General features: G+C 74.1%; 8 protein-coding genes and 1 tRNA gene. 5 read left to right on the top strand and 4 right to left on the bottom strand.

The window, feature by feature from the left end; translation table 11 throughout:
• The first annotated feature begins 698 nt into the window (after positions 1–698).
• The 3 genes from GGE06_RS20565 (at position 699) to GGE06_RS20555 (ending at position 1,242) form a co-directional block, all read left to right on the top strand.
• A complete protein-coding gene (locus GGE06_RS20565; RefSeq protein WP_116159020.1) occupies positions 699–950 on the top strand; it encodes a hypothetical protein in 252 nt (83 codons plus the stop codon).
• Complete coding sequence (locus tag GGE06_RS20560; RefSeq protein ID WP_184931422.1) at positions 947–1,123, top strand: hypothetical protein; 177 nt, start codon at positions 947–949, stop codon at positions 1,121–1,123. Before GGE06_RS20565 ends, GGE06_RS20560 begins: the two co-directional genes overlap by 4 nt.
• Positions 1,124–1,167: 44 nt before the next feature.
• Positions 1,168–1,242 (top strand) — tRNA-Ala (locus GGE06_RS20555).
• 10 nt (positions 1,243–1,252) lie between these two features.
• On the opposite strand, the gene GGE06_RS20550 is transcribed toward GGE06_RS20555, so the two are convergent.
• Both GGE06_RS20550 and GGE06_RS20545 read right to left on the bottom strand, forming a co-directional pair.
• A complete protein-coding gene (locus GGE06_RS20550; protein WP_116159019.1) occupies positions 1,253–2,146 on the bottom strand; it encodes a transglutaminase family protein in 894 nt (297 codons plus the stop codon).
• Complete coding sequence (locus GGE06_RS20545) at positions 2,143–3,144, bottom strand: GNAT family N-acetyltransferase (RefSeq protein WP_184931421.1); 1,002 nt, start codon at positions 3,142–3,144, stop codon at positions 2,143–2,145. The genes GGE06_RS20550 and GGE06_RS20545 overlap by 4 nt, the downstream gene beginning before the upstream one ends.
• A gap of 112 nt (positions 3,145–3,256) precedes the next feature.
• On the opposite strand from GGE06_RS20545, the gene fdxA reads away from it, so the two are divergent.
• Together fdxA and dapC are read left to right on the top strand one after the other, a co-directional pair.
• The gene (gene fdxA / locus GGE06_RS20540; protein WP_015035968.1) at positions 3,257–3,577 is read left to right on the top strand and encodes a ferredoxin; all 321 of its coding nucleotides are present in this window, start codon (positions 3,257–3,259) and stop codon (positions 3,575–3,577) included.
• An 82-nt stretch (positions 3,578–3,659) separates the two neighbouring features.
• Positions 3,660–4,757 carry a succinyldiaminopimelate transaminase gene (gene dapC / locus GGE06_RS20535; protein ID WP_116159017.1) on the top strand — a complete coding sequence of 366 codons (1,098 nt, stop codon included), beginning with the start codon at positions 3,660–3,662 and terminating at the stop codon, positions 4,755–4,757.
• A gap of 66 nt (positions 4,758–4,823) precedes the next feature.
• Here dapC and GGE06_RS20530 read toward each other — a convergent pair whose 3' ends face one another.
• Together GGE06_RS20530 and GGE06_RS20525 are read right to left on the bottom strand one after the other, a co-directional pair.
• Positions 4,824–5,282, bottom strand: a complete 459-nt coding sequence (locus tag GGE06_RS20530) for an ATP-binding protein (RefSeq protein WP_116159016.1) — start codon at positions 5,280–5,282, stop codon at positions 4,824–4,826.
• A 517-nt stretch (positions 5,283–5,799) separates the two neighbouring features.
• Positions 5,800–6,750, bottom strand: coding sequence for a hypothetical protein (locus tag GGE06_RS20525; RefSeq protein ID WP_184931420.1), 951 nt, complete (start codon positions 6,748–6,750; stop codon positions 5,800–5,802).
• Position 6,751 lies beyond the last annotated feature (1 nt).

Below are 6,751 nucleotides of genomic sequence, written 5' to 3'. Positions count from 1 at the left end.
GGTATGGTCTGGGGGGGGGGGGCGCGGGGGGGGGGGGGGGGGCGGGGGGGGGCGGGGGGGGGGGGGGGGGGGGGGGGGGGGTTTGTTCGCGGGGGGGGGTGGGACCGGTTCCGTCTCGTCGGGCGCGCGGTCGTTGAATGGGGCGGCCGGGCAGGGCTTAGCGGCTGTCGGTAGTGCGTTGGTGGGGCTTCAGGCCCCGCTGGTCATTGCCGGTGGGTGGTAGGCGTGAACAACTCTGCACTACTCCCGGTAACAACCCCCAGCCAGGACCCTAAAAGGGGCACATCGCCCATCCGCTTCGAGTTACTGCGGGAAACCACCCGCCCACAGTGACCAGCGGGGCCTGAAGCCCGACCGCAGGCGATCGCAACCCGCTAAGCCCTGCCCGGCTGCCCCATTCAACTGCCGCGCACCCCGACGAGACGGAACCGGTCCCACCCACCCCGGCTACGAACCGAGCCCCCACCCACCGGCCCGCCGGCCGCCGCTCCCGCCCCGGACACTGCCCGGGCTGGGAGCGCGGCCCCGCCCCCGGCCGCCCTCCGAGTGTGAAAAGGCGGCCTCCGGCGCCGGGTCAAGGGTGGGCGAAGCCCATCGCGCAGTGACGCGACGAAGGAGCGCCCTTGACGCGGTGGTGGAGGACGCCACACTCGGAAAGAGGGCGGCCGCACCAGAAGCCCACGAACCCGGCCCACCCGGTGGTCCGCTTCAATCAGGGCCATGACTCGCATACTCGGTTCCGTCACCGCCCCCTCCTCGCCGCGGTCCTCGACATCGCCGGTTGCCAGGTCCTCGGCCTCGACTGGGACCCCGGCGACCACTCCATCCGTCACGACGGCGAGCGCCCCTGGAACAAGGTCTACCCGGTCGCCCTCGCCCCCTGCGCTGGCTCCACAGTCCTCCGCTGGGCGATCCCGCCGCACCACGACGAAGGCGGAGTCGAGCCGTGAGGCGACGCCGCGAGAAGAAGCGTCGGCCGCCCTTCCCGCTGCCTCAAGCCCTCCTCCTGCTGTCGACGCCCGACGTCCGACGGCACAGCCTGATCGACGTGCAGGGCGGGATGACCTGTCGCGGCGACCGGTCCTGGACCGCGCAGGTCCGGGTGCTGGGGGACGCCGAATAGAGGTCGCGCCCCTCGCCCGCCCTCCCGTAAGGTCTCCCGCAAGGGCGGGGTCGTAGCACAGAGGTAATGCGCCGCGATGGCATCTCGGAGGACGCCGGTTCGAATCCGGTCGCCCCGCCCCCTCACTCGCTAGTTGAGCAGCGCCCTCGCCGCCTGCGCCCGACGCCGGATCGTCGTCGCCGACTCCGGGTCCACCGCGTCCATCACCTGGGCGTACGCCTCCATCTCCACCGCTCCGGTGAGGAACTCCCCGCGCTGGACGAGCAGTTCGGCGCGTTCGTAGCGGAGTCTCGCCGGGTGCGAGGGGAGCAGCAGGGCGAGTTCCACCGCCCACAGGGCCACGTCGGAGCGTTCGGGGCGGGGGGCCGCCCAGGCGCGGATGTTGTTGAGGATCCGGAGGGCGATCGCGCCGGGCTCGGCGGGGCGGAGCATCGAGCGGTCGAGGGCCTCGCCCGTCGCGCTCGCCACCAGGAGTTCGGCGTCCGTGCCCGTCATGGCCCGGCCGCCCGCGAACGGGTCGGCGAGGTTCAGGTCGGCCGGGTCGCCGAAGCCGACGACGAAGTGGCCGGGCAGCCCGAGCCCGTACACGGGGGCGCCGGCCCGGCGGGCGACCTCCATCCAGACCACGGAGAGCAGGATGGGCAGGCCCCGGCGGCGCCGGAGCACCTCGTGCAGGAGCGAGGACTCCAGGCGCTGGTAGTCGGCGGGCACGCCCTCGAAGCCCTCGTGGCGGCCCAGGAGCGCGGCGAGCTCCGCGGCCCAGTCGCCGGTGATCCGGGTCGCGTACGGGACGAGGCCCGCGAGCCGGTCGAGTTCGATCTCGGCCTCGTCCAGGTCCCGCCGGGTGACGGTGGGGTCGGCGACCGCGCCGATCAGCAGGCAGAGCCGGGCGAGGTCGGGCCGCTCGGCCCGGGCCTCCTCGGCGAACTCCCGCCGCCAGTCCTCCCGCCCCGGCTCCTCGGTCGCGCCTCCGGACCCACCGGGCCCGTCCGGTCCCTCCGGTGGTGGTACGTCCTCCCTCACGCCTCCGCCCATCGGTAGTGGTGGTAGTGGTGGTGGGACGCGAAGCCCATCCCGTCGTACAGGGCCCGTGCGCCGTCGTTGTCCGCCTCCACCTGGAGCCAGGCCGCCGACGCGCCCTCGTCGAGCGCCTGCCGGGCGAGTGCCGTCATGACGGACGTCGCCAGGCCCCGGCGCCGCTGGTCGGGGTCGACCTCGACCGCCATGAAGCCGGCCCAGCGACCGTCGACCACAAGACGTCCGATCGCCGCCGGCACCTCTCCCGTGCCCGTGACGGACGCGAACCACACACTCGGGCCGGACGCGAGGACGGACCTGACGGCCGGGCCGGCCTCCTGGAAGCGCTGGTAGCGGCGCAGCCACGGCTCCTCGACCGTCCGCGAGAGGCGTACGGCGGAGACGTCGGCGTCCAGGTCGCCGATCGGGGCGAGCGCCGCGATCCGCACCTCGGCGGAGACCTCGCGGTGCCAGCCGTGCCGGTCGAGGGCGGCGCACAGCAGCTCCTGGGTGCCCTCGGCGCCGGTGGCGGTCTGGATGTACGCGGGGAGCTTCCGGGCCGCGTACCACGCGCGTACGTGCGTCAGGGCCTCGGCGACCGGCAGTCCGGGATCACCGAGCGGGAGGGCCGAGTTGGCGCGGCGGGTGAACCCGTCGGCCGCGCGCAGGGTCCACTCGCCCAGGGGCTCGCTCTCGACCGGCTGCCACGCGCGCGCGGTGGCGCGGGCGAGCTCCGCGAAGGTGGCCGAGGGGCCGCGGCGGCGGGCCGGCGCGCCGGGCACGACCTTGCCCGCGGCGAGCGAAGATTCCGCGATCCGGACGGTCTCGCCGCTCTTTCGTGTGATCAGCAGCACACCGGCATCCCATGATGTGAGAACTCCGACCGCGTCGGTGAATTTCCCGCCCGGTTCCGCCGAGTCCGTCACGTACCGAACGGAGACACGTTTTCCCACGTCAGCGCCGGTAATTCGCACTTCAAGGCGCCCTCCGCCGGTGATTTCCACAGCTTCTCCGCCCCTCCTGTTCGGATCGCCCCCAAGAACGGAGATACTAGGTGCGGGCATCGACGACGCCGCGCTCCCGCGCAGACCAGCCCTATCGAGGAGGAACGACAGCGTGACCTACGTCATCGCGCAGCCTTGTGTCGACGTCAAGGACAAGGCGTGCATCGAGGAGTGCCCCGTCGACTGCATCTACGAGGGCAAGAGGTCCTTGTACATCCACCCGGACGAGTGCGTCGACTGCGGGGCCTGTGAGCCGGTCTGTCCGGTAGAGGCGATCTTCTACGAGGACGACACCCCGGAGGAGTGGAAGGACTACTACAAGGCGAACGTCGAGTTCTTCGACGAGCTCGGTTCGCCCGGTGGTGCCTCCAAGCTCGGCGAGATCGAGCGGGACCACCCGTTCATCGCCGCCCTGCCGCCGCAGAACGGCTGATTGTTCGCCCTCGGTCCCGTACGGCCTCGCCGCTGTACGGGACCGAAGCGTTTTCCGTACGTACGAGGAAGTGAGCCAACCCGTGAGCGCAGTCTCTTCGCGCCTGCCCGTCTTCCCCTGGGACAAGCTGGAGCCGTACAAGAAGACGGCCCTGACGCACCCGGACGGAATCGTCGACCTGTCCGTCGGCACGCCCGTGGACCCGGTCCCCGCGCTGATCCAGGAGGCCCTGGTCGCGGCCGCGGACTCGCCGGGCTATCCCACGGTGTGGGGCACGAAGGAACTGCGGGACGCGCTCACCGGCTGGTGCGAGCGGCGCCTGGGCGCCGTGGACTTCGCCCATGAGAACGTGCTCCCGGTCGTCGGCTCCAAGGAGCTCGTGGCCTGGCTGCCGACGCAGCTCGGGCTCGGCGCGGGCGACGTCGTCGCCTACCCGCGGCTCGCGTACCCGACGTACGAGGTGGGGGCGCGGCTCTGCGGCGCGACGCCCGTCGTCTACGACGACCCGGTCGCCGACCTCGACCCGGCCGCGGTGAAGCTGCTCTGGCTCAACTCCCCGTCCAACCCGACCGGCAAGGTCCTCGCCAAGGACGAGCTGACCCGGATCGTCGCCTGGGCGCGCGAGCACGGCGTCCTCGTCTTCTCCGACGAGTGCTACCTGGAGCTGGGCTGGGAGGCCGACCCGGTCTCGGTCCTGCACCCGGACGTCTGCGGCGGTTCGTACGAGGGGATCGTCGCGGTCCACTCGCTGTCCAAGCGCTCCAACCTGGCCGGCTACCGGGCCGCGTTCATCGCGGGCGACGCGGCGGTCCTGGGCGAGCTGCTCCAGATCCGCAAGCACGGCGGCATGATGACCGCCGCCCCGGTGCAGGCGGCGACGGTCGCGGCGCTCGGCGACGACGCGCACGTGGCCGAGCAGCGGGAGCGGTACGCGGCCCGCCGGGCGGCGCTGCGGGCGGCCCTGGAGGCGCACGGCTTCCGGATCGAGCACAGCGAGGCCAGCCTGTACCTGTGGGCGACCCGGGACGAGCCGTGCTGGGACACGGTGGCGTACCTGGCGGAGAAGGGCATCCTGGTGGCGCCCGGCGACTTCTACGGCGAGGCCGGGGAGAGGTTCGTGCGGGTGGCGTTCACGGCGACGGACGAGCGGGTCGAGGCCGCGGTCAAGCGCCTGGGCTGAGGGTGACGCGCCGGAGGGCCCGGGGAGCAGGTGCTCCCCGGGCCCTCCGTGCGTTCTGGCGCGGGCTCAGCCGATCGGCAGGCCGCCCAGGGTCTGGCCGGTCGGCAGGCCGCCCAGGCCGCCGCCGAGGGCGCCGCCGGTGGGGGCCTCGGTGCTCTCGGCGGCGGCGCCGGCGGTCCGGCCGACGACGTCGCCGGTGCTGCCGGCCGTCTTGCCGGCGACGTCCTGCACGGCGGGGGTGGCGGTCTTGCCGGCGGTGCCGATGGTCTTGCCGGCGGCCGGGACGGCCGTCCCGACGGCCTTGCTGCCGGTCTCGCCGACCACGCCGGTCGCGGTCTGCGAGGCGCTGTCGACGGCGCTCCCCGCGCCGGCGGCGTCCAGGGCGGTCACGCCGCCGAGGGCGCCGGTCGGCGCGAGGCTCGGCTCCAGGGCGCTCGCGGAGCCGGCCGCACCGACCACGGGGGCTGCTCCGGCCGCGACGATGAGGGCGGCACGGGCGATCCGACGGGTCAGGGAGAGGGACATGGTGCTCCTTCGGCAAAGACGACGATTACGCGGTGACAACCGGCCCCGGGGCGGGGGAGGTTGCGGCGACCGAAGGTAAAGACTTGGCAATGCGTCGTATTGTCGGGTGGGGAGGAAAACGGACGAACGTGTCATTGCGGGGGCCGCTGCCGAACCGTCACTCCCCTTGTGCCGCAAGGGGAGCGAGGGGGAGGGGTGACGTGTGGGGAACGCGGCCCGAAAGCCGCGCGATTTCCTTCCCCGTTCCACCCGGACCGTGCCACGTGCGGGTGAAGGGGCGTACGGGTGATCGGTGTGTGTGGGAGGGGTTCCCCGCCCGGCGGCGCGCCGCGCGCCCGGAATCCGGCGCCCCGGCGGCCACCGCGCGTTCCGCGCGGGCGCGTGCCGCCGGACGACAGGGAGAGCCCGCGCGGGCAGGTGCGCGCCGCTCCCGCGCCTGCCGCCCCGTTCCCGCGCCGTTCCCGCGTTTGCCGCGCCGCTCCCGCGCTGCCGCCCCAGTCCCGCGCCCGCCGCCCCGCTACTGCTGCGCCAGCCGCATCCGTACCGACGCGGCGTCCGGCGTCGGTGTGCCCGAGGGCTTCGACCAGCCGCCGTCGGCCTCGCCCGCGCGCCACACGCGGTCCCCGAACGCGACCTCCGTGATGCGCAGCGTGTCCGCGCACGCCACCGCCCACTGCGCCAGCTCCCAGCCGCGCCGCTCGTCCGAACCGGCCCCCGGCGCGCTCCCCGCGCCCGTCGCCGCCCGGACCGGGACCACGAGCACCGGCGGCTCCGACGCCGAGCGGCCCGCGCTCGGACCGCCCGTGACCGCCTCCGGCGCCGCCTTCTCGCCGAAGGCCCGCACCAGCTCGTGCCGTACCTGCGCCGGATCGCCCGGCCGCCCCTTCGCCGTGCTCGCCGTGCACGTCAGCGCCGCCGGCGACCGGCCCGTCAGCGCGGCCGACAGCAGCGCCGCGTCCGGCTCGTGCTTCGCGTACGCCTGCGGGAAACCGCTCCGCTGCACCTTCTGCGCCGCCACCGTCAGCGGCAGCCGCGAGTACCCCGGGACCTTCTCCAGGCCCTCGTAGAACCTCCCCGCCGCGTACACCGGGTCCATGATCTGTTCCGCCGTCCCCCAGCCCTGCGAGGGCCGCTGCTGGAAGAGCCCCAGCGAGTCCCGGTCGCCGTGCTCGATGTTCCGCAGGGCGGACTCCTGCAGCGCCGTCGCGAGCGCGATCGTCACCGCCCGCTCCGGCAGCCCCCGCGTCGTCCCCACCGCCGCGATCATCGCCGCGTTGGACGCCTGCTCCGGAGTGAACTCGTAGCGGTTGTCCCCACTGCCCACACTGCACCGGGGCGTCCCCGTGCTCCCCGTCAGCTGGTGGACGGCCACGTACGAGGCGAGGCCGAGGAGCGCGGCGAAGGCGGCCGCCGTACGGGCGAGGCGGCCGCGACGGCGGGGGCGGGTGGGCTCGGACACGGGGCCCACC

Source organism: Streptomyces nymphaeiformis, assembly GCF_014203895.1.
Lineage (GTDB): Bacteria > Actinomycetota > Actinomycetes > Streptomycetales > Streptomycetaceae > Streptomyces > Streptomyces nymphaeiformis.
This window is presented reverse-complemented; position numbering and strand designations above follow the sequence as displayed.